The organism is Anaerobacillus sp. 63XJN7_5_ISO-PGPR-S23-430, assembly GCF_056173695.1.
The window spans coordinates 154,323-174,933 of record NZ_CM149686.1 but is presented as its reverse complement, the minus strand read 5'-3'; the positions used below and the strand labels follow the sequence as shown (position 1 = coordinate 174,933).

The window sequence follows — 20,611 nt, the reverse complement described above, 5'->3', positions numbered from 1 at the left end:
TTTCTAAAAAAACATTTTCTAATCTTTCCTTATTCTATCACGTTTGAATTACTGTTTTTAATGAAAATACATAATTTTCTAGTGAAAATAGTTTATTTTTTTAATATATAGGGTATAAAGCTATAAATTATTGAGAGGGTGGTTCGGCTCATGGAAAGGTTGAATCGAAAAATAAGCTTTCAAATAAAAAGCGAGAAAGATCATCTCCTTCAAGAAATTGAGGCTTCCCGCAATAAAATGAATTTATTAGCAAGGAACAAACCACTTAGTTCTTCCGAAATAATTGAAATTAGCACTTATCTGGACTATCTATTAAACGAATATGATCAATGTCGAAATAAAAAAACAGCGGCTTTATCTTAAGATAAAGTCGCTGCCTTTGTGTTTATTTTAATTTTTCCCCAAATAAAGATCCCATTAAAGCGACGGCAACAGTAGCCGTTTTATTTTTCTCGTCTAAAATAGGATTCACTTCAACGAATTCTGCAGAAGTTAAAATGTTTGATTCTGCAAGCATTTCCATCGCAAGATGACTCTCACGATAGCTAATTCCTCCAAGTACTGGTGTACCTACTCCAGGAGCATCGTGCGGATCAAGTCCATCAAGGTCAAGACTTAAATGCACCCCATCAGTGTCTTTCGATACATACTCGATAGCCTCTTCCATTACTTGCGTCATACCCATACGGTCAACTTCATGCATCGTATATACTTTAATACCTTTTTCTTTAATCAGTTTACGCTCACCATCATCAAGAGAACGAGCTCCGATAATCACAATGTTTTCTGGTTTAATTTTAGGTGAATATCCTGAAATGCTAGTTAAAGACTCATCACCAATACCAAGACTAACTGCAAGTGGCATTCCATGAATATTTCCTGATGGTGACGTTTCGGAGTTATTTAAATCACCATGCGCATCGTACCAAATAACGCCTAAATTTTCATAATTACGTGCTACACCGGCAAGAGTGCCAATAGCAATACTATGATCTCCACCAAACACTAGTGGAAAGCGCTTTCGATTAATCACTTCATTTACAACATTTGAAAGCTTTTCGCTAGCATCAGCAACTTCTTTCAAATTTTTAAGTTGATGATCCTGTTCTTCTGGACGCTTTTCTGGCCTTCCTATTTCAATATCCCCAAGATCTTCAATATCGTAATTCAAATTTGATAACCGTTCTACAATTCCAGCATATCTGATCGCACTTGGACCCATGTCTACCCCGCGTCTCATTTGGCCAAGATCCATTGGTACTCCTATAATCGAAAGTTTATTATTCATTATGTAGCCTCCTCGTATCCTAGTCTAGCTCTATTCTACCCATATTCCAGTAAATGACTCAACCTGACATAAAATACGAATAAATATTCATACAATTACGTAAATTGATGTTCTTTACGGATAAATATAAGGAACAGTAGCCTGGCCGTGGAGGATCTGAATCATATATCATCTGCAAGGCGCATTAGAAATAGAAAAGTTTCCTACTTCAAAATGATTTTATGACATAAAAAAAACCCTAAACATTGTTTAAGGAAAATGGTGGAGCCTAGCGGGATCGAACCGCTGACCTCCTGCGTGCAAGGCAGGCGCTCTCCCAGCTGAGCTAAGGCCCCATTTGGAGCGGGTGATGGGGATCGAACCCACGACATCAGCTTGGAAGGCTGAGGTTTTACCACTAAACTACACCCGCATATAAAGTTTGGAGCGGAAGACGGGATTCGAACCCGCGACCCCCACCTTGGCAAGGTGATGTTCTACCACTGAACTACTTCCGCATATGGTGAGCCATGAAGGACTCGAACCTTCGACCCTCTGATTAAAAGTCAGATGCTCTACCAACTGAGCTAATGGCTCTTACTGGTGGAGGGGGACGGATTCGAACCGCCGAACCCTGAGGGAGCGGATTTACAGTCCGCCGCGTTTAGCCACTTCGCTACCCCTCCACTGGAAAAATGGTGCCGGCCAGAGGACTTGAACCCCCAACCTACTGATTACAAATCAGTTGCTCTACCAATTGAGCTAGGCCGGCAAATATATAGTATTAACAAATAAAAAAGAGTGCACTCTACTGAGTACTCCTGAAGGTAAAGCAATTATTAAGAAAAATGGTGGAGGATGACGGGCTCGAACCGCCGACCCTCTGCTTGTAAGGCAGATGCTCTCCCAGCTGAGCTAATCCTCCACAGAGTATAGATAAATTAAATTGGTGACCCGTACGGGATTCGAACCCGTGTTACCGCCGTGAAAGGGCGGTGTCTTAACCGCTTGACCAACGGGCCATGTCCTGGAGCTTCCAACCGGATTCGAACCGATGACCCCTTCCTTACCATGGAAGTGCTCTACCTGCTGAGCTATGGAAGCATAATGGCTCCACAGGTAGGATTCGAACCTACGACCGATCGGTTAACAGCCGATTGCTCTACCACTGAGCTACTGTGGAATATTGGTCAGCCTGGCAACGTCCTACTCTTGCAGGGGGAGATCCCCCAACTACCATCGGCGCTGAAGAGCTTAACTTCCGTGTTCGGCATGGGAACGGGTGTGGCCTCTTCGCCATCATTACCAGACTAATCAAAGGTTGTTCCACTAGAAAGTGTTTAACCAAGGACAAGATATATCTTACTATATTTCTTTATAAAGATCAAGAAAAATTTTCATTCCTTGAAAACTAGATAGCACGCACAACGTTTTCCAATAACAATGTCTAGTTCCGCAGGCTACATTCTTGCCCATTTCACTCTTTCACTTCAGGCGAAAAGCGCCTTACGTTCAAGAGCTCCAATGGTCTACGAAAGTGACCAAGCCTGCTTTACTTTTCGTTTTTAGGTTAAGCCCTCGATCGATTAGTATTCGTCAGCTCCACGTGTTGCCACGCTTCCACCCCGAACCTATCTACCTCATCATCTCTAAGGGATCTTACCAGCTTCATGCTGTGGGAAATCTCATCTCGAGGGGGGCTTCATGCTTAGATGCTTTCAGCACTTATCCCTTCCACACGTAGCTACCCAGCTATGCTCCTGGCGGAACAACTGGTACACCAGCGGTGTGTCCATCCCGGTCCTCTCGTACTAAGGACAGCTCCTCTCAAATTTCCTGCGCCCGCGACGGATAGGGACCGAACTGTCTCACGACGTTCTGAACCCAGCTCGCGTACCGCTTTAATGGGCGAACAGCCCAACCCTTGGGACCTACTTCAGCCCCAGGATGCGATGAGCCGACATCGAGGTGCCAAACCTCCCCGTCGATGTGGACTCTTGGGGGAGATAAGCCTGTTATCCCCAGGGTAGCTTTTATCCGTTGAGCGATGGCCCTTCCATGCGGAACCACCGGATCACTAAGCCCGACTTTCGTCCCTGCTCGACTTGTAGGTCTCGCAGTCAAGCTCCCTTGTGCCTTTACACTCTGCGAATGATTTCCAACCATTCTGAGGGAACCTTTGGGCGCCTCCGTTACACTTTAGGAGGCGACCGCCCCAGTCAAACTGCCCACCTGACACTGTCTCCGCACCGGATCACGGTGCTGGGTTAGAATGTCAGTACAGCCAGGGTAGTATCCCACCGACGCCTCCATCGAACCTGGCGGTCCGACTTCTATGGCTCCTACCTATCCTGTACAAGCTGTACCAAAATCCAATATCAGGCTACAGTAAAGCTCCATGGGGTCTTTCCGTCCTGTCGCGGGTAACCTGCATCTTCACAGGTACTATAATTTCACCGGGTCTCTCGTTGAGACAGTATCCAAGTCGTTGCACCTTTCGTGCGGGTCGGAACTTACCCGACAAGGAATTTCGCTACCTTAGGACCGTTATAGTTACGGCCGCCGTTTACTGGGGCTTCGATTCAGAGCTTCTCCCGTAAGGGATAACCCCTCCTCTTAACCTTCCAGCACCGGGCAGGTGTCAGCCCCTATACTTCGCCTTACGGCTTTGCAGAGACCTGTGTTTTTGCTAAACAGTCGCTTGGATCTTTTCACTGCGGCTCCCCTGGGCTATAAACCCGAGGAAGCACCCCTTCTCCCGAAGTTACGGGGTCATTTTGCCGAGTTCCTTAACGAGAGTTCTCCCGATCGTCTTAGGATTCTCTCCTCGCCTACCTGTGTCGGTTTGCGGTACGGGCACCTTTTTCCTCACTAGAGGCTTTTCTTGGCAGCGTAGAATCAAGGACTTCGGTACTAAATTTCCCTCGCCATCACGACTCAGCCTTCATGGTGAACGGATTTGCCTATTCACCAGCCTAATCGCTTGGACGCGCATTTCCAGTAGCGCGCTCTCCCTATCTTTCTGCGTCCCCCCGTCGTTCAAACGGAAAGGAGGTGGTACAGGAATATCAACCTGTTATCCATCGCCTACGCCTTTCGGCCTCGGCTTAGGTCCCGACTAACCCTGAGCGGACGAGCCTTCCTCAGGAAACCTTGGGCTTTCGACGGACAAGATTCTCACTTGTCTTTCGCTACTCATACCGGCATTCTCACTTCTAAGCGCTCCACCAGTCCTTTCGGTCTGACTTCACAGCCCTTAGAACGCTCTCCTACCATTGTCGTAAGACAATCCACAGCTTCGGTGATACGTTTAGCCCCGGTACATTTTCGGCGCAGCGTCACTCGACCAGTGAGCTATTACGCACTCTTTAAATGATGGCTGCTTCTAAGCCAACATCCTGGTTGTCTAAGCAACGCCACATCCTTTTCCACTTAACGTATACTTTGGGACCTTAGCTGGTGGTCTGGGCTGTTTCCCTCTCGACTACGGATCTTATCACTCGCAGTCTGACTCCCGCGGATAAATCGTTGGCATTCGGAGTTTGACTGGATTCGGTAATCCGGTAAGGACCCCTAGTCCAATCAGTGCTCTACCTCCAAGATTCTTGCCGCGAGGCTAGCCCTAAAGCTATTTCGGAGAGAACCAGCTATCTCCAGGTTCGATTGGCATTTCACCGCTACCCACACCTCATCCCCGCATTTTTCAACATGCGTGGGTTCGGGCCTCCATTCAGTGTTACCTGAACTTCACCCTGGACATGGGTAGATCACCTGGTTTCGGGTCTACGACCACGTACTATTTCGCCCTATTCAGACTCGCTTTCGCTGCGGCTCCGCCTTCTCAGCTTAACCTTGCACGGGATCGTAACTCGCCGGTTCATTCTACAAAAGGCACGCTGTCACCCATTAACGGGCTCCAACTAGTTGTAGGCACACGGTTTCAGGTTCTTTTTCACTCCCCTTCCGGGGTGCTTTTCACCTTTCCCTCACGGTACTGGTTCACTATCGGTCACTAGAGAGTATTTAGCCTTGGGAGATGGTCCTCCCGGATTCCGACGGGGTTTCACGTGTCCCGCCGTACTCAGGATCCGTCTCGGAGGGCATCGGATTTTGACTACAGGATTGTTACCTTCTCTGATGGACCTTTCCAGGTCGCTTCGTCTATCCGTGCCTTTGTAACTCCAAAGAGACGTCCTACAACCCCAGAGGGCAAGCCCTCTGGTTTGGGCTGATTCCGTTTCGCTCGCCGCTACTCAGGAAATCGCGTTTGCTTTCTCTTCCTCCGGGTAATGAGATGTTTCAGTTCCCCGGGTCTGCCTTCCATTCCCTATGTATTCAGAAATGGATACCATCCTATTAAAGATGGTGGGTTCCCCCATTCGGAAATCTCCGGATCAAAGCGTACTTACAGCTCCCCGAAGCATATCGGTGTTCGTCCCGTCCTTCTTAGGCTTCTAGTGCCAAGGCATCCACCGTGCGCCCTTAGTAGCTTAACCTTCGATTTGTTAGGCATTACTGCCATAACGCATCAGTTATTACTAAGTTATTGCATAAAAAATAATTATTGGATGTCGTTGTTTGTGCTATCTAGTTTTCAAGGAACAAGGTTACTACTTGAATCCGCCTAAGCTTCATCACTTCACCTGGTTTGAAAGAATAAATCATTCTTTCAAAACTAAACGAAACGCTCATGTAAGGTTGGTAACGTAAGTTACCTTCGTAATTCTCCATAGAAAGGAGGTGATCCAGCCGCACCTTCCGATACGGCTACCTTGTTACGACTTCACCCCAATCATTTGTCCCACCTTCGGCGGCTGGCTCCATAAAGGTTACCCCACCGACTTCGGGTGTTACAAACTCTCGTGGTGTGACGGGCGGTGTGTACAAGGCCCGGGAACGTATTCACCGCGGCATGCTGATCCGCGATTACTAGCAATTCCGGCTTCATGCAGGCGAGTTGCAGCCTGCAATCCGAACTGAGAACGGCTTTATGGGATTCGCTTCACCTCGCGGTGTTGCTGCCCTTTGTACCGTCCATTGTAGCACGTGTGTAGCCCAGGTCATAAGGGGCATGATGATTTGACGTCATCCCCACCTTCCTCCGGTTTGTCACCGGCAGTCACCTTAGAGTGCCCAACTAAATGCTGGCAACTAAGATCAAGGGTTGCGCTCGTTGCGGGACTTAACCCAACATCTCACGACACGAGCTGACGACAACCATGCACCACCTGTCACTCTGTCCCCCGAAGGGGAACGTCCTGTCTCCAGGATTGTCAGAGGATGTCAAGACCTGGTAAGGTTCTTCGCGTTGCTTCGAATTAAACCACATGCTCCACTGCTTGTGCGGGCCCCCGTCAATTCCTTTGAGTTTCAACCTTGCGGTCGTACTCCCCAGGCGGAGTGCTTAATGTGTTAACTTCAGCACTGAGGGTGGAACCCCCCAACACCTAGCACTCATCGTTTACGGCGTGGACTACCAGGGTATCTAATCCTGTTTGCTCCCCACGCTTTCGCGCCTCAGCGTCAGTTACAGACCAGAGAGCCGCCTTCGCCACTGGTGTTCCTCCACATATCTACGCATTTCACCGCTACACGTGGAATTCCACTCTCCTCTTCTGCACTCAAGTCCTCCAGTTTCCAATGACCCTCCACGGTTGAGCCGTGGGCTTTCACATCAGACTTAAAAGACCGCCTGCGCGCGCTTTACGCCCAATAATTCCGGACAACGCTTGCCACCTACGTATTACCGCGGCTGCTGGCACGTAGTTAGCCGTGGCTTTCTGGTTAGGTACCGTCAAGGTACCGCCCTATTCGAACGGTACTTGTTCTTCCCTAACAACAGAGCTTTACGACCCGAAGGCCTTCGTCACTCACGCGGCGTTGCTCCGTCAGACTTTCGTCCATTGCGGAAGATTCCCTACTGCTGCCTCCCGTAGGAGTCTGGGCCGTGTCTCAGTCCCAGTGTGGCCGATCACCCTCTCAGGTCGGCTACGCATCGTCGCCTTGGTAAGCCATTACCTTACCAACTAGCTAATGCGCCGCGGGCCCATCCTGCAGTGTTAGCTCGAAAGCCAACTTTCAACATTGCACCATGCGGTGCGATGTATTACCCGGTATTAGCTCCGGTTTCCCGGAGTTATCCCAGTCTGCAGGGCAGGTTGCCCACGTGTTACTCACCCGTCCGCCGCTAAGATCAGGGAGCAAGCTCCCATCTCTTCGCTCGACTTGCATGTATTAGGCACGCCGCCAGCGTTCGTCCTGAGCCAGGATCAAACTCTCCGATAGAAAGCCTAATCTAGCTTTAAAACAATGTTTTATTTCCTTAGAAACAACTACTTACATGGCGTTTCGTTCAGTTTTCAAAGATCAATTTGTTTCTTTCAATGTCGTTTTCAGCGACTTTATTAATATACCATATTAACTCCGTCAGCGTCAATAACTTTTTTGAAATTCTTTTTGGCGTCAACCGCATTGTTGCGGCGACCTATATAAATATACAGGTAGTTGTACTATTTGGCAAGGGGTATTTTAAATTAATTTGTACTTTTTTTCAAAATCCGCCTATACTTCGAAATCTCCGCTTCTGTAGCCGTTCTTTTATAGATACCTAATAGAAGGTGATATCGTTCTTCCATCGCTCTTTTAATTAGTCCATCGATTCGATTGTTATCCAGGTCTAACAGTAGCTCTTCCATTTCTCTTTTAAGTAAGTATTCGATTTCCTTCATCTCTTTAAAGTTTACTAAGAATCCAATCATCTGAACCTCTCCTTCCTCAAACCAGTATGACCTAAGCTTTTAAGAAATATGTGTCTCCTCTAGAGTTTGTACATAGTTAAGAAACTTTTCGCATATGAATGGGACAAAGGGGGTGCATGATGAGGTTTTTTTGGATTTGGAATGGCATGCGAATAAAGCAAGGACTGATTATAGTTACAGCCGCTTTCTTTGCTGCAATTATTCTTTTTATTGAAGGTGGGGACCTCGCTGTATTTACAAATAACAACGTCCCGCTCGCAATTGATCACGTGAAAAGCGAGGATAAACGTCTTGCATTAACCTTTGATATTAGTTGGGGCGAGACAAAAGCTCTACCTATTCTTGAAGAGCTAAAACAAAATAAAGTGAAAGCCTCATTCTTCATTTCGGGAGCCTGGGCTGAACGCCACCCTGAAATTGTTGAGCAAATTGCAAAAGATGGACACGAAATCGGGAACCTTGGATATCGATATGAGAACTATACGTCAATGAAGGACGAGGAAATAAAAAAGGACATTATTCGTTCTAATGAAGCAATCAAAAAAGTAACAGATGACCAACCAGAATTACTAAGACCACCAAATGGAAACTTTGATAAACGTGTTCTTATTCTATCTGAGAAGTTTAATTACACAGTCATTCATTGGAGTCTCGATTCAGAAGACTGGAAAAACCCAGGAGTAGACAAAATTGTTCAGAATGTAACAACACAAGCTGATCCGGGAGATATCATTCTTATGCATGCATCTGATTCCGCTAAACAAACAGTTGAAGCCATTCCAGAAATGATCTCTCTTCTAAAAAAGGAAGGCTATTCTTTTGTCACAGTCAGTGAACTCGTATCTAATGCAAAAATAAATACCAAGGAAGTAAAATAAGCAGCCCTCCGATTAGGAGAGCTGCTTTTGTGTATTAAGCTTCTTTTCGAATTAATCGATGAAGTGTTAGCAATTGCCATACATTACTCACCAATAGCGGAATCAAAATAAGCCAGAGCCATTTTGGATCATTACTTTGCAGGCCAGGAATCCACTCAAGAATAGTTACAACAACAATAAAGAAAAGAGCTGGAATAAAGGCCTGCTTATTCGTTTCTTTTTGCTTAATATATGCTGTTACCAATCCAATAATCAAAATAAAAAGAGCGGTCAAGATATAACTTAGAATACTCTCTCCTTTTTCAGCAAAAACAGCATAGCGGAAGTAGACAAGATCGAATAGAGCGACCGCAATAAGTACGACTTGTATCGTATTCCAAAGCTTTACTGATTTAAAGATACCAAGACCAAAACGATGAATTGTTAAATAGGCAAAGAATCCCATCTGACTAATCAAACTAAAGATACTAGATACTCCCAGTAACCAGAGTATCACAATGAGGAACGAAACAAATTCTCCATTTTTCAGATCCGTCCAATACTGTGACCAATCTAAAACAATCCCTGTGAGCATACCTGCTGTTGATCCAATCAGAAGGGTTGTAAAAAATAAGTAAACAAGATTTCTTGTTTTCAAAATCAAACCCCCGTAAACGTTAATGGTGCTTCTATGTTGAATTGTACCAATGCCACTTTTAAATTGCCACCCTTCCTTTATTCACCGGGTATAAATTCACAGTTTCGCCTAATATTAAGGTTAACACCTCGAGAAAGGAGCACAGACTTATGAGTCATGGATTCAAACTGCTTGCTCTTGGATTAACCATTCTTTTAATAACCGGATGTGCCTCGGGTTCTGCTGAAGGATCTCAGGCTAATTACGAAGAAACGAAAAAGATGCTTGTCGATCTACTTAAATCAGATGATGGCAAGAAAGCAATTCAAGAAGTCATGTCAGATGAAGAAATAAAAAAACAACTTGTTATGGAACAGCCATTTGTGAAAGAAACCATACAAAAAGTACTAACAACTGAAGAAGGAAAAGATTACTGGCAAGAAATGCTGAAAGATCCTGCGTTCGTTGAGAACTTTGCCAAGAACATTCAAAGTGAAAATGAGAAATTATTTAAATCACTGATGGATGATCCAGAATACCAGGAAAAAATGATGGATCTCTTGCAAGATCCGGTAATGGAAAAACATTATTTACAACTACTCGAAAGTAAACAATCGAGACAGCAAATTAAAGACCTTATATCCGAAACATTTGAAAGTCCGTTATTCCAGGCCAAAATCCAGGAAATGTTAACTGGAATTACTTCTGAACAACTAAAATCATCTGAGAGCGGTAATATGAAAGAAGAAAACACAGACAATACCGAATCAGATAGTGGCGAAGGATCAAATTCTGGTCAGAAATAATCTGCATAATAAAAGGACATGCGCTCGCATGCCCTTTTATTATTATTTTGCTGTTCTTTTTAAGATTTCTTGTGCAATGTGAAGATATTGCTGTCCAATCGGATGATCTTCTTGATAAACAGAAGGTGCAAATTCTTCATCATTAAAATCTGGCTGCCCAAGAGGAAGTCTACCAAGAATGTCAGTTGTTAACTCGGAAGCTAACTTATCTCCTCCACCTTGACCAAACACATATTCTTTCTCGCCTGTTACTTTACTCTCAAAGTAAGACATATTTTCAACAACACCAAGCACTTCATGTTTCGTTTTAAGCGCCATAGCACCCGCTCTCGCAGCTACAAAAGCTGCTGTAGCATGAGGAGTGGTCACGATGATTTCTTTTGAAGCCGGAAGCATCGTATGAACATCCAATGCTACATCTCCCGTTCCTGGCGGTAAATCTAGAAGCAGGTAATCTAACTCTCCCCAATCTACTTCACTAAAGAAGTTATTCAGCATTTTCCCAAGCATTGGACCACGCCAAATAACAGGAGCGTTATCTTCTACAAAAAAGGCCATAGACATTACTTTAACGCCAAACCGCTCAACGGGATAGATTTTTTCGTTTTCCACTTTGGGTCTGGTTTCAATCCCCATCATATCCGGTACACTAAATCCATAAATATCTGCATCGATAATGCCGACCTTTTTTCCAAGACGGGCAAGTGACGTTGCAAGGTTTACGGTTACAGTTGATTTACCTACGCCACCTTTTCCACTTGCCACTGCGATAAACTGTGTTTTACTTTCTGGAGAAAGCAATGACGGGAGGTCAGGATTAGCAGATGTTCCTTCAGGAAGCTCTTCATCCGCCAACTGTTCAAATCGCAATCCCACTGATTCGGCCCCTTCGCCTTTTAAAGTGTTGACGATTTCTTGCTGCACCTTCATCTGTTCAGCTGATTCAGTTTGAGCAAGAGCAACCTTAACACTGACATAGCCTTCTTTCGTTTTCACATCACGAATCGTGATACTTTTATGTAAAATAGGATCTTGCACCTTTTGTAGTAATTCAACGACTTGATCTTTCGTTAACATGGAGGCACCACCTTCTCTGAATTCGATTACATTGCTAGTATAACATATCATTCAGAGAGTTTTGACTTCGGTGCTTGAAGGATATACCAAATCAATGAAAGAGTATAGAACGTACAATAAGCCAGTGTTTTCTTTATTCCTCGGGTACTGGCTCATTTGTCGTATATCGTATAATGCCCTGATAAATAGAGGCTGCGACTTTATTTTGATACGTTTCAGTATTTAATAACTCCCTCTCAGTAGGGTTAGAAAGGAAGCCAACTTCAACAAGAGCTCCTGGAACTTCAGCCTCTCTTAGTAAATATACACTATCCATGTTTTTAGCCAATCGATTTGTGTTTTCAAGGTTTCGCTTAATTTCAGCCTGAATAAAACGAGATAAGGCCTGGCTCTCATCATTAACTGGATTATAAAACGTTTGAGCGCCACTCCATTTAGAAGACGGAATCGCATTTAGATGAATACTCACAAAAAGATCGTTACTTCCCTCATTAATCAACTCAACTCGTTTTCTTAAATCTTCAGCTTTTCGATTGCTAAGTCCCTTAGTTCCTTCTGCTGCTAAATCTGTATCCGTCTCACGTGTCATAATAACAAGCGCTCCCGCTTCTTGGAGATAATCCCTTAACTTAAGAGAGATCGTTAACGCAATATCTTTTTCAACCACGTTATCACCAACAGCTCCTCCATCAGCCCCTCCATGTCCAGCGTCAATGACAATGACCTGTCCTGATAAAGGAAGATGCCAGGCATCCCAAGAAGAATCAATAGCGAATTTGTAATTAATAATAAATAACAGCACGATGATTCCAGTGGCAACACCAAATCGCTTATACCACTTTTTCATATCCCACTAACACCGCCCCTTATTTTGTCCTATCTTATCTATATGGGACGGGTAGCTGAATTAGTCATGGAACTTAATCAATTTATTGTAATCGAAGTCGACGCCTCATTGTTCCTTTTTCATAGCCTGCTTTCCACCAATTCGAAACAAATACATCACACGTAATTTGTAATGATTCTTCGTAAACCGCTGACGTTTTCCAGAAAAGCCAGTAATCAAACAACGCTTCAATTAATGCTTTCTCTAATTTGAAGCACCGTTTATGCGCTGTCGACATTGATTCTCCATAATAAGAAAACTTGCTATACTCAGCACCAAGTAAATATGCTTCGATCGCAATGTCCATACAAACATTCTCCACATCACCTTTATACAGAATAGCCTCTGAGAAAAATGGAGAAAACAGTTCTCTTATGTTATCCGATAGCTCTTTCAATGAAATTTCAATCAACACCCTTCGTTCGAATTCAAGGCGTTTATGACGCTGACGTTCCTTGAATACAGTAATAACGTTGTCCATCTCACCCATCCTCTCGAATCATATTGTTTTAGTCTCACTCAAGAGTTGGGGAGTATACAGCAAATAAATTGGTAATTCATTCAGGCTTCAAAATGAATAATTCTCAAGTCTTTTGTTAAAAAGACCATAGTAGCAAATCTTTTCTAAATACAAAAAAACCCCTGGCCATAGGCCAGAGGTTTTGAAAAACCATATTAACGTTTTGAGAACTGAGGTGCACGACGTGCTGCTTTAAGACCGTATTTTTTACGTTCTTTCATACGAGCATCACGTGTTAGGAAGCCTGCACTCTTAAGTGTAGCGCGTGATTCCGGATCAGCTTGAAGTAGTGCACGAGCGATACCGTGACGGATTGCGCCCGCTTGTCCAGTGAATCCACCACCGTTAACATTCACGAAAATATCGTAAGTGCCTTCAGTACCAGTTTCAACTAGTGGTTGCTTAGAGATTAGCTTAAGTGTTTCAAGATCGAAATAGTCATCGATTTCACGGTTGTTAATAACCATACGTCCGTTACCAGGAAGTAAACGTACGCGTGCTACAGAGTTTTTACGTCGGCCAGTGCCGTTGTATTGTACTTGTGCCAAGTTAATTCCCTCCTTTTAATTATCCTCTTAGTTCGTATTTTTCAGGCTGTTGTGCCTGGTGATTGTGCTCGCTACCAGCGAATACATGAAGCTTTTTAATCATTTGGCGACCAAGGCTGTTCTTTGGAAGCATACCTTTGATTGCAAGTTCAAGCATTTGCTCAGAACGGTTAGTACGCATTTCAAGAGCATTTCTTGATTTCAAACCACCTGGGTGTCCACTATGACGGTAGTACATCTTGTCATTAAGTTTGTTACCAGTTAGTTCAATTTTCTCAGCGTTAAGGATGATCACATGATCACCAGTGTCAACGTGAGGTGTGAAAGTTACTTTGTTTTTACCGCGCAGGATCGCTGCTACTTCACTTGCTAGACGGCCAAGTGTTTGACCTTCAGCGTCAACGATGTACCATTTACGTTCTACTTCGTGGCCTTTAGCCATAAATGTTGTACGCATGAGTTTCCCTCCTAAAATCAATCCAATTTATTTTAAAACTAGCACAGAATTTTCATTGTCAGTTGTCAGTCAGATTTCTAAATCCGGGGCAAGTGGATGTAGAAATACCAAAGAATATCTTATAATACTGGGGCGAAAATGTCAAGTGTTTGGTAACTTTCTTTCCTTTTTTACCTATAAGAGACTTCCAATAAATAAAGCCCATGTGGTGGTGCCGTCTTTCCCGCTGTGTTTCGATCCTTTGCTTCTAAAATGGACACCATTTCATTCGCTGAGCGCCGCCCTCTCCCTATCTCAAGGAATGTCCCCATTAAAATGCGAACCATATTGTATAGGAACCCGCTTCCTTCAAAGGTAAAAACGAGTTCATCCTGAATTCGCTCAATTTCTATTCGGTAGATGGTCCTCACTTTATTCTTCACATCAGTCTTACTAGCACAAAAGGATGTAAAGTCATGCTCCCCAATGAGGTGAGCGGCTGCACGCCTCATCTCTTTAACATTGAGCGGATGAGGTTCATGTACGGCATAGTTTCTTCTAAAAACATCTGAAGCTGCACGATTATGCACTCGATATTGATAGGTTTTGCGAACGACATCATACCTCGCATGGAAATCGCTAGGAGCGGTTTCAGTGTGTAAAACCCTCACATCCTGTGGGAGCTGAGCGTTTAATGCCCGTGTCCAATTTTCAGAAGGAATCGAAAGCGGGGTGTCAAAATGAATAATCTGCCCGTGAGCATGCACCCGAGCATCCGTTCTTCCTGATCCGGTAATCGGAATAGAGGCGCCTTTATGCATCTGCTTCAGGGCGCACTGCACTTCCTCTTGAACTGTGCGGCCATTTGGCTGAATTTGATAACCATTAAAAGCCGTCCCGTCATAAGAGAGGGTCATTTTTATTCGTTGCATCACATTCTCCCCTAACTTCTTAGAAGCAGCAAACTAACACATAGAAGGAGGAGGATAAGAAATAAGGCTGTATCTTTTCCTGACCACTTCAGTAATCGGATGCTAGTTCTTCCTTCTCCTCCACGATATCCTCTAGCCTCCATTGCCATAGCAAGATCTTCAGCACGCTTAAATGCACTTACAAAGAGAGGTACTAGCAGAGGAACAATACTTTTCAATCGTTCTTTAATTGGTCCACTAGAAAATTGCGCACCTCGTGCAGATTGTGCTTTCATAATCTTCTCAGTTTCTTCCAGAAGCGTCGGAATAAACCGAAGAGCAATAGACATCATGAGAGCAAACTCATGAACAGGAAGACCAATTTTTTTCATAGGTCCAAGTAACGTTTCAATACCTACTGTAATATCAATAGGCGTTGTCGTCAGAGTTAACAAGGAAGTAATCATGATTAAAAACAATAGCCGGAGTGAAATAAATACACCTTGCTTCAAGCCACCTTCATAAACGTCAAGAAAACCAAAATCAAACAGCAGCGGTCCCTCTTTCGTTAAAAACACATGAAGAAGAAACGTTAAAATGATAACAAGTAAAATTGGTTTTAAACCATTATAGATATAGCGCAATGGTAATTTGGATACCAGGATCGCTAGAAGTGTAAAACCACCAAGTAATGCGTAGGTAATCCAATTGTTAGCCAAGAAAACGATAATAACAAATAGAAACGCCGTTAGCAACTTCGCTCTTGGATCAAGTTTATGAATGAAGGATTGACCTGGGACGTATTGACCAATAATAATATTTTGCATCAAGAATCATCTCCTTTCTGCAAAATAGACAGGGCTGCATCAACTGCCGCATCGAGAGTAAATACACTCTTTGGCAGACTGAGATTAAAGCGTTCTTCTAGCCGATGAATGAACTTAACAGTTTCTGGTACATCAAGACTTAGTTTCTTTAACGCATCGGAATTAGCGAAAATTTCCTCAGGTTTCCCCTGAAGTGCCACACCGCCCTTTTCCATTATGACGATCTCATCGGAATACTGCGCTGCATCTTCCATGCTATGGGTCACTAGAATCGTAGTGAGGCCCTCCTCCTGATGTAAACGATAAAAGAGACTCATAATCTCCCGTCGCCCTTTAGGGTCTAGTCCAGCAGTAGGTTCATCGAGAATTAGAATAGATGGTTTCATCGCTAGTACTCCTGCAATAGCTACTCTGCGCATTTGGCCACCACTCAAATCAAACGGAGAACGGCTAAGGTATGATTGATCAAGTCCCACTTGTTCAATTAACCTCGCTGCACGCTGTTTCGCTTCTTCTTCTGATACTCCAAAATTACGAGGACCAAAGATAATATCTTTCTCTATAGTCTCTTCAAACAACTGATGTTCTGGATATTGAAAAACGATCCCTACATGCTCTCTTAGGGCTTTTAGGCGTTTTTCTTTCTCACCAGCTCGAATCAAAAAGTCGCCAATCTGAATGCTTCCTTTTGTAGGTTTAAGTAACCCATTTAAATGCTGGATCAGCGTTGATTTGCCTGAGCCTGTATGCCCAATAATCGTTTGGAAAGTACGTGCTGGGATAGATAACGATATTTCAGAGAGCGCTTTTCTTTCGAAAGGGGTCCCTCTACCATAAGAATGCTCTAAATCTTTGATTGTAATGTCCATAGCTCATTCACCAGTTCCTCTTGAGATAAAGTAAGCTTTGAGAAATCATAGCCTTTCTCACTGAGTGCTCGCTGCACCTGAAGTGGAAACGGCAAATCTAAACCAATTTGCTCAAGCATGTCACCTTTCTTAAACACATCAACCGGAAGACCTTCATCAATGACCTCTCCTGCATTCATGACGATCAATCGATCAGCTTGTGCAGCTTCTTCGAGATCATGGGTGATAGAGATCACCGTCATGCCTTCTTCGTCTTTAAGCTCACGCATTGTTTGAAGCACTTCTTTACGACCAGCTGGATCTAGCATAGAAGTGGCTTCATCTAGGATGACAATGGATGGTCTTAAGGCAATAATCCCAGCAATCGCTACACGTTGCTTTTGACCACCTGAGAGACGGTGTGGCTCTTGATCAAGGTAATCTGCCATCCGCACCTTATTCACACTCTCATGGATGCGCTCCAACATTTTTTCGCGTGCCATTCCGTTATTTTCAAGACCAAAAGCTACATCATCACGCACAGACGTACCTACAAACTGATTGTCTGGGTTTTGAAATACGATCCCCACTCTTCTTCTAATTTCCCAAATACTTTCCTCATCTCTACTGTTATATCCTTCTACGGTAACATCGCCTTTTTCAGGAAGTTGCAGCCCATTTAGAAGCTTTGCAAGTGTCGACTTCCCAGAACCATTATGTCCTACGATCGCTAGCCATTCACCCTTATGAACAGATAATGAAACATCATGCAATACATGGGGTTGCTCTTCCTGATACCGAAAGGATACATTTTGAACGGTGATTAGTTCTTCCATACTCGTTCCTCCTGCCTCTGCTAATTTCAAGCGGTGATCGCTTCAGGCAATATACTGGTGCGAAAAAAAGGCGGGCAGATGGAACCGCCGCTTTTTCCTATCAGTATAATAAGCTTTTTAATGCGTGATATTAACTGTACTTATCCTATAAAAAAAGCCTGGCAGATGCCAGGCTTTTTTTAATGGCAAGCAGCAAATAACCACTTGAATTTGTGCGATTCAAACAAAAAAACGCACGAAAAAAGGGCATAGAATCAGTATCCAATGTCGAGATCCTGTCCCGCCCTTTTAATCAAGTGCGTCTTATACTAGCTCGATGATAACCATTTCAGCACCGTCACCGCGGCGTGGTCCAAGTTTACGGATACGAGAGTAACCGCCTTGACGCTCTGCATAACGAGGAGCGATATCGCTGAATAGTTTTTGAACTGCATCTTGACCGCTTTCTTGATCCGCTACTTCGTTACGGATGAAAGAAGCTGCTTGACGACGTGCGTGTAGATCTCCGCGTTTACCAAGCGTAATCATTTTGTCGATGAAAGAACGAAGTTCTTTCGCCTTTGATTCTGTCGTTTCAATACGTTCATTGATGATCAAATCTGTAACAAGGTCACGGAATAGCGCTTTACGCGTATCACTAGTACGACCTAACTTTTGGTATGCCATGAAGTATTCCCTCCTTTGTTGTTTATAAAATCAACAACTTTAAATATCTATTCTTCGTTACGAAGTCCAAGCCCAAGCTCTTCAAGCTTCTCTTGTACTTCTTCAAGTGACTTACGTCCAAGATTACGAACTTTCATCATGTCTTCTTCAGACTTCTGAGTCAATTCTTGAACTGTATTAATGCCAGCACGCTTCAGGCAATTGTATGAACGAACTGAGAGATCAAGCTCTTCGATAGTCATCTCAAGCACTTTCTCTTTTTGATCCTCTTCTTTTTCGACCATGATTTCAGCATTTTGAGCCTGGTCCGTTAAACCAACAAAAATGTTTAAATGTTCATTTAAAATCTTTGCACCTAACGAAACAGCTTCTTCAGGACGAATGCTTCCATCTGTCCAAACATCAAGGGTTAGTTTGTCATAATTTGTTACCTGGCCAACGCGAGTGTTTTCAACCTGGTAGTTAACACGAGAAACAGGTGTGAAGATCGAGTCAACCGGAATTACACCGATTGGCTGTTCATCATTTTTGTTTCCTTCCGCTTGTACATAGCCTCTTCCACGAATTGCAGTAACTCGCATCTGGAAACGCGCACTAGCAGAAAGGGTAGCAATATGAAGGTCAGGGTTTAAGATCTCCACGTCGCTGTCATGAGTAATATCTCCTGCTGTTACCGTTCCTGGTCCTTGTACATCAACAACCAATGTCTTCTCTTCTTCAGAGTAAACTTTCATAGCTAACTTCTTAAGATTGAGAATGATAGTTGTTACATCTTCATGTACGCCTTCAATTGTAGAGAACTCATGGAGTACTCCTTCAATTTGTACGGATGTGACAGCAGCACCAGGAAGTGAAGATAACAGGATACGACGAAGGGAGTTACCCAGGGTAGTTCCATAACCACGCTCTAATGGTTCTACAACAAACTTACCGTATTTTGCATCCTCGTTGATAGCTACCGCTTCAATTTTTGGCTTTTCGATTTCGATCATCCAACAAACCCTCCTTCAAAACGTCGAACTTCGGTTAGACATGCTGTCTAACCGAATAATCCCCTTAGGTGGTTCAAATACCAACAACCTAATTATGATTCGTCAACCGTCAACAATTTATACATTATCATTATTGACATGTTCATCAATTGTATACCGATAGATTGAATCTTTCCATAAGAGATTGTTCAAAACCAGGCATTCTCCCGAAGGGAACATCTACGTTTTTGAACTCTCTACTACCTTAGACTCTACGACGTTTTGGCGGACGGCAGCCGTTATGAGGTACTGGAGTTACGTCACGGATCGCAGTAACCTCTAGACCTACAGCTTGAAGTGCACGAATTGCAGCTTCACGACCAGCACCAGGGCCTTTAACAGAAACTTCTACAGTTTTCATGCCGTGCTCCTGTGCAGTTTTACCTGCAGTTTCAGCAGCCATTTGAGCAGCGAATGGAGTAGACTTACGAGAACCTTTGAAGCCCATGTTTCCGGAAGTTGCCCAAGAAATCGCATTTCCGTGAGTATCAGTAATCGTAATGATTGTGTTGTTAAAAGTGGAACGGATATGAGCTACTCCACTCTCAACATTCTTTTTCACGCGCTTTTTACGTGTATTTGCTTTACGTTGTTTAGCCATTTGTTAATTACCTCCCTTACTTCTTCTTGTTAGCTACTGTACGGCGAGGGCCTTTACGAGTACGAGAGTTGTTCTTCGTATGTTGACCTCGGACAGGAAGACCACGACGGTGGCGGATACCACGATAAGAACCGATTTCGATTAGACGTTTAATGTTAAGTGAGATTTCACGACGAAGATCACCCTCAACCTTAATTTTGTCTACTACTTCACGGATTTTTCCGAGCTCTTCTTCAGTTAAGTCGCGTACACGAGTGTCTTCAGAAACACCAGCGTCAACTAGAACTTGTTTCGCAGTTGTTTTACCGATTCCATAAACGTAAGTTAACGCGATTACGATGCGCTTTTCGCGTGGAACATCAATACCAGCAATACGTGCCATTACGTTGCACCTCCTTATATATTAGCCTTGTTTTTGCTTATGCTTTGGATTTTCACAGATAACCATGACTTTCCCTTTACGGCGAATAACTTTACATTTTTCACACATTGGTTTTACTGACGGTCTTACTTTCATTATTTTAACCCTCCTTATATACGGAGATTAATTTCTTATTTATATCGATACGTGATACGACCACGTGATAAGTCATATGGAGAAAGCTCAACAGTTACTTTGTCACCTGGTAGAATACGGATGTAATGCATACGTATCTTTCCGGATACGTGAGCAAGAATCTTATGACCGTTTTCGAGTTCTACTCGAAACATTGCATTCGGTAGAGGTTCGATAACCGTGCCTTCCATTTCAATTACTTCTTCTTTAGCCATCTACTTGCTCTCCCTCCTTTAAATCAATGACGTGTTCATTCATATACTTTGAGATCGCGAAACGTAGCTTGCCATTTGTGACACGGCCCGTTTCTTCAAGACTTCGCTTTACCTCAGGAGATATATACTCTACCAGCTCAAGGTGTGCGAGGTTCTTCCGCTTAGGACGATCAAACTTTCGTTTGTCACCATCGGCTAAGAAAACATAACGTTCATCAACAATCCCTACAATCACGCTATATTGATCAGCGTCTCTTCCCCGTCTATTCCAAACGATCTGACCGATCTCGGGAACGGTATCCGACTCTTTCACGAACCATCACCTTCA

General features: G+C 43.7%; 22 protein-coding genes, 10 tRNA genes and 3 rRNA genes. 3 read left to right on the top strand and 32 right to left on the bottom strand.

Going from position 1 to position 20,611, the window contains the following annotated elements; translation table 11 throughout:
• Nucleotides 1-150 precede the first annotated feature (150 nt).
• Nucleotides 151-363, top strand: a complete 213-nt coding sequence (locus AC0VYJ_RS01010) for an aspartyl-phosphate phosphatase Spo0E family protein (protein WP_194222546.1) — start codon at nt 151-153, stop codon at nt 361-363.
• A gap of 22 nt (nt 364-385) precedes the next feature.
• Here AC0VYJ_RS01010 and rocF read toward each other — a convergent pair whose 3' ends face one another.
• The 15 genes from rocF to AC0VYJ_RS00935 form a co-directional block, all read right to left on the bottom strand.
• A complete protein-coding gene (gene rocF / locus AC0VYJ_RS01005; protein ID WP_194222547.1) occupies nt 386-1,288 on the bottom strand; it encodes an arginase in 903 nt (300 codons plus the stop codon).
• A 259-nt stretch (nt 1,289-1,547) separates the two neighbouring features.
• Nucleotides 1,548-1,623: transfer RNA gene (locus AC0VYJ_RS01000), tRNA-Ala, on the bottom strand.
• A gap of 3 nt (nt 1,624-1,626) precedes the next feature.
• Nucleotides 1,627-1,700, bottom strand: a tRNA-Gly gene (locus AC0VYJ_RS00995).
• 10 nt (nt 1,701-1,710) lie between these two features.
• A tRNA-Gly gene (locus tag AC0VYJ_RS00990) sits at nt 1,711-1,785 on the bottom strand.
• A gap of 3 nt (nt 1,786-1,788) precedes the next feature.
• A tRNA-Lys gene (locus AC0VYJ_RS00985) sits at nt 1,789-1,864 on the bottom strand.
• A gap of 4 nt (nt 1,865-1,868) precedes the next feature.
• A tRNA-Tyr gene (locus tag AC0VYJ_RS00980) sits at nt 1,869-1,953 on the bottom strand.
• Nucleotides 1,954-1,963: 10 nt separating this feature from the next.
• Nucleotides 1,964-2,039: transfer RNA gene (locus AC0VYJ_RS00975), tRNA-Thr, on the bottom strand.
• A 77-nt stretch (nt 2,040-2,116) separates the two neighbouring features.
• Nucleotides 2,117-2,192, bottom strand: a tRNA-Val gene (locus AC0VYJ_RS00970).
• 22 nt (nt 2,193-2,214) lie between these two features.
• Nucleotides 2,215-2,289, bottom strand: a tRNA-Glu gene (locus AC0VYJ_RS00965).
• A 6-nt stretch (nt 2,290-2,295) separates the two neighbouring features.
• Nucleotides 2,296-2,371, bottom strand: a tRNA-Thr gene (locus AC0VYJ_RS00960).
• A gap of 4 nt (nt 2,372-2,375) precedes the next feature.
• A tRNA-Asn gene (locus AC0VYJ_RS00955) sits at nt 2,376-2,450 on the bottom strand.
• 10 nt (nt 2,451-2,460) lie between these two features.
• Nucleotides 2,461-2,577 (bottom strand): 5S ribosomal RNA (gene rrf / locus AC0VYJ_RS00950).
• A gap of 256 nt (nt 2,578-2,833) precedes the next feature.
• A 23S ribosomal RNA gene (locus tag AC0VYJ_RS00945) occupies nt 2,834-5,763 on the bottom strand.
• 237 nt (nt 5,764-6,000) lie between these two features.
• A 16S ribosomal RNA gene (locus tag AC0VYJ_RS00940) occupies nt 6,001-7,552 on the bottom strand.
• Together the 16S, 23S and 5S rRNA genes with 10 tRNA genes alongside form the textbook arrangement of a ribosomal RNA operon.
• A gap of 248 nt (nt 7,553-7,800) precedes the next feature.
• On the bottom strand, nt 7,801-8,025 hold the full coding sequence (locus AC0VYJ_RS00935; protein WP_194220317.1) for a hypothetical protein: 225 nt from the start codon (nt 8,023-8,025) through the stop codon (nt 7,801-7,803).
• A gap of 119 nt (nt 8,026-8,144) precedes the next feature.
• Here AC0VYJ_RS00935 and pdaB point away from each other — a divergent pair, with 119 nt between their 5' ends.
• Nucleotides 8,145-8,903: a polysaccharide deacetylase family sporulation protein PdaB gene (gene pdaB / locus AC0VYJ_RS00930; protein ID WP_194220316.1), complete on the top strand. Its 759-nt coding sequence runs from the start codon at nt 8,145-8,147 to the stop codon at nt 8,901-8,903.
• Between the two features lie 34 nt (nt 8,904-8,937).
• On the opposite strand, the gene AC0VYJ_RS00925 is transcribed toward pdaB, so the two are convergent.
• Nucleotides 8,938-9,540: a KinB-signaling pathway activation protein gene (locus tag AC0VYJ_RS00925; RefSeq protein ID WP_475366295.1), complete on the bottom strand. Its 603-nt coding sequence runs from the start codon at nt 9,538-9,540 to the stop codon at nt 8,938-8,940.
• 149 nt (nt 9,541-9,689) lie between these two features.
• On the opposite strand from AC0VYJ_RS00925, the gene gerD reads away from it, so the two are divergent.
• A complete protein-coding gene (gene gerD, locus AC0VYJ_RS00920; protein WP_475366294.1) occupies nt 9,690-10,325 on the top strand; it encodes a spore germination lipoprotein GerD in 636 nt (211 codons plus the stop codon).
• A 42-nt stretch (nt 10,326-10,367) separates the two neighbouring features.
• On the opposite strand, the gene AC0VYJ_RS00915 is transcribed toward gerD, so the two are convergent.
• The 16 genes from AC0VYJ_RS00915 to AC0VYJ_RS00840 form a co-directional block, all read right to left on the bottom strand.
• On the bottom strand, nt 10,368-11,402 hold the full coding sequence (locus tag AC0VYJ_RS00915; RefSeq protein WP_194220313.1) for an Mrp/NBP35 family ATP-binding protein: 1,035 nt from the start codon (nt 11,400-11,402) through the stop codon (nt 10,368-10,370).
• Nucleotides 11,403-11,535: 133 nt separating this feature from the next.
• Nucleotides 11,536-12,249 carry an N-acetylmuramoyl-L-alanine amidase CwlD gene (gene cwlD, locus AC0VYJ_RS00910; protein WP_475366293.1) on the bottom strand — a complete coding sequence of 238 codons (714 nt, stop codon included), beginning with the start codon at nt 12,247-12,249 and terminating at the stop codon, nt 11,536-11,538.
• 82 nt (nt 12,250-12,331) lie between these two features.
• Entirely contained in the window at nt 12,332-12,769 is a 438-nt protein-coding gene (locus tag AC0VYJ_RS00905; RefSeq protein WP_194220311.1) for a DUF2521 family protein, read from the bottom strand.
• A 194-nt stretch (nt 12,770-12,963) separates the two neighbouring features.
• Nucleotides 12,964-13,356: a 30S ribosomal protein S9 gene (rpsI, locus tag AC0VYJ_RS00900; RefSeq protein WP_048313356.1), complete on the bottom strand. Its 393-nt coding sequence runs from the start codon at nt 13,354-13,356 to the stop codon at nt 12,964-12,966.
• Between the two features lie 19 nt (nt 13,357-13,375).
• Entirely contained in the window at nt 13,376-13,813 is a 438-nt protein-coding gene (rplM, locus tag AC0VYJ_RS00895; RefSeq protein ID WP_048313355.1) for a 50S ribosomal protein L13, read from the bottom strand.
• 170 nt (nt 13,814-13,983) lie between these two features.
• Nucleotides 13,984-14,724 carry a tRNA pseudouridine(38-40) synthase TruA gene (gene truA, locus AC0VYJ_RS00890; RefSeq protein WP_194220310.1) on the bottom strand — a complete coding sequence of 247 codons (741 nt, stop codon included), beginning with the start codon at nt 14,722-14,724 and terminating at the stop codon, nt 13,984-13,986.
• A gap of 11 nt (nt 14,725-14,735) precedes the next feature.
• Nucleotides 14,736-15,533: an energy-coupling factor transporter transmembrane component T family protein gene (locus AC0VYJ_RS00885; protein ID WP_475366292.1), complete on the bottom strand. Its 798-nt coding sequence runs from the start codon at nt 15,531-15,533 to the stop codon at nt 14,736-14,738.
• Nucleotides 15,530-16,399: an energy-coupling factor ABC transporter ATP-binding protein gene (locus tag AC0VYJ_RS00880; RefSeq protein WP_194220308.1), complete on the bottom strand. Its 870-nt coding sequence runs from the start codon at nt 16,397-16,399 to the stop codon at nt 15,530-15,532. Before AC0VYJ_RS00880 ends, AC0VYJ_RS00885 begins: the two co-directional genes overlap by 4 nt.
• Nucleotides 16,375-17,214 carry an energy-coupling factor ABC transporter ATP-binding protein gene (locus AC0VYJ_RS00875; RefSeq protein WP_194220307.1) on the bottom strand — a complete coding sequence of 280 codons (840 nt, stop codon included), beginning with the start codon at nt 17,212-17,214 and terminating at the stop codon, nt 16,375-16,377. The genes AC0VYJ_RS00880 and AC0VYJ_RS00875 overlap by 25 nt, the downstream gene beginning before the upstream one ends.
• A 303-nt stretch (nt 17,215-17,517) precedes the next feature.
• Nucleotides 17,518-17,880, bottom strand: coding sequence for a 50S ribosomal protein L17 (gene rplQ, locus AC0VYJ_RS00870; protein ID WP_098445995.1), 363 nt, complete (start codon nt 17,878-17,880; stop codon nt 17,518-17,520).
• Between the two features lie 47 nt (nt 17,881-17,927).
• Nucleotides 17,928-18,872: a DNA-directed RNA polymerase subunit alpha gene (locus AC0VYJ_RS00865; protein WP_194220306.1), complete on the bottom strand. Its 945-nt coding sequence runs from the start codon at nt 18,870-18,872 to the stop codon at nt 17,928-17,930.
• A gap of 244 nt (nt 18,873-19,116) precedes the next feature.
• On the bottom strand, nt 19,117-19,512 hold the full coding sequence (gene rpsK / locus AC0VYJ_RS00860) for a 30S ribosomal protein S11 (protein ID WP_048313348.1): 396 nt from the start codon (nt 19,510-19,512) through the stop codon (nt 19,117-19,119).
• A 16-nt stretch (nt 19,513-19,528) separates the two neighbouring features.
• Nucleotides 19,529-19,894, bottom strand: a complete 366-nt coding sequence (gene rpsM, locus AC0VYJ_RS00855; RefSeq protein WP_048313347.1) for a 30S ribosomal protein S13 — start codon at nt 19,892-19,894, stop codon at nt 19,529-19,531.
• A 21-nt stretch (nt 19,895-19,915) separates the two neighbouring features.
• On the bottom strand, nt 19,916-20,029 hold the full coding sequence (gene rpmJ / locus AC0VYJ_RS00850; RefSeq protein ID WP_003720928.1) for a 50S ribosomal protein L36: 114 nt from the start codon (nt 20,027-20,029) through the stop codon (nt 19,916-19,918).
• 35 nt (nt 20,030-20,064) lie between these two features.
• The gene (gene infA / locus AC0VYJ_RS00845) at nt 20,065-20,283 is read right to left on the bottom strand and encodes a translation initiation factor IF-1 (protein ID WP_098445993.1); all 219 of its coding nucleotides are present in this window, start codon (nt 20,281-20,283) and stop codon (nt 20,065-20,067) included.
• Nucleotides 20,276-20,596 (bottom strand): KOW domain-containing RNA-binding protein, encoded by a 321-nt coding sequence (locus AC0VYJ_RS00840; protein WP_430246593.1) that lies wholly within the window; start codon nt 20,594-20,596, stop codon nt 20,276-20,278. The genes infA and AC0VYJ_RS00840 overlap by 8 nt, the downstream gene beginning before the upstream one ends.
• Nucleotides 20,597-20,611 lie beyond the last annotated feature (15 nt).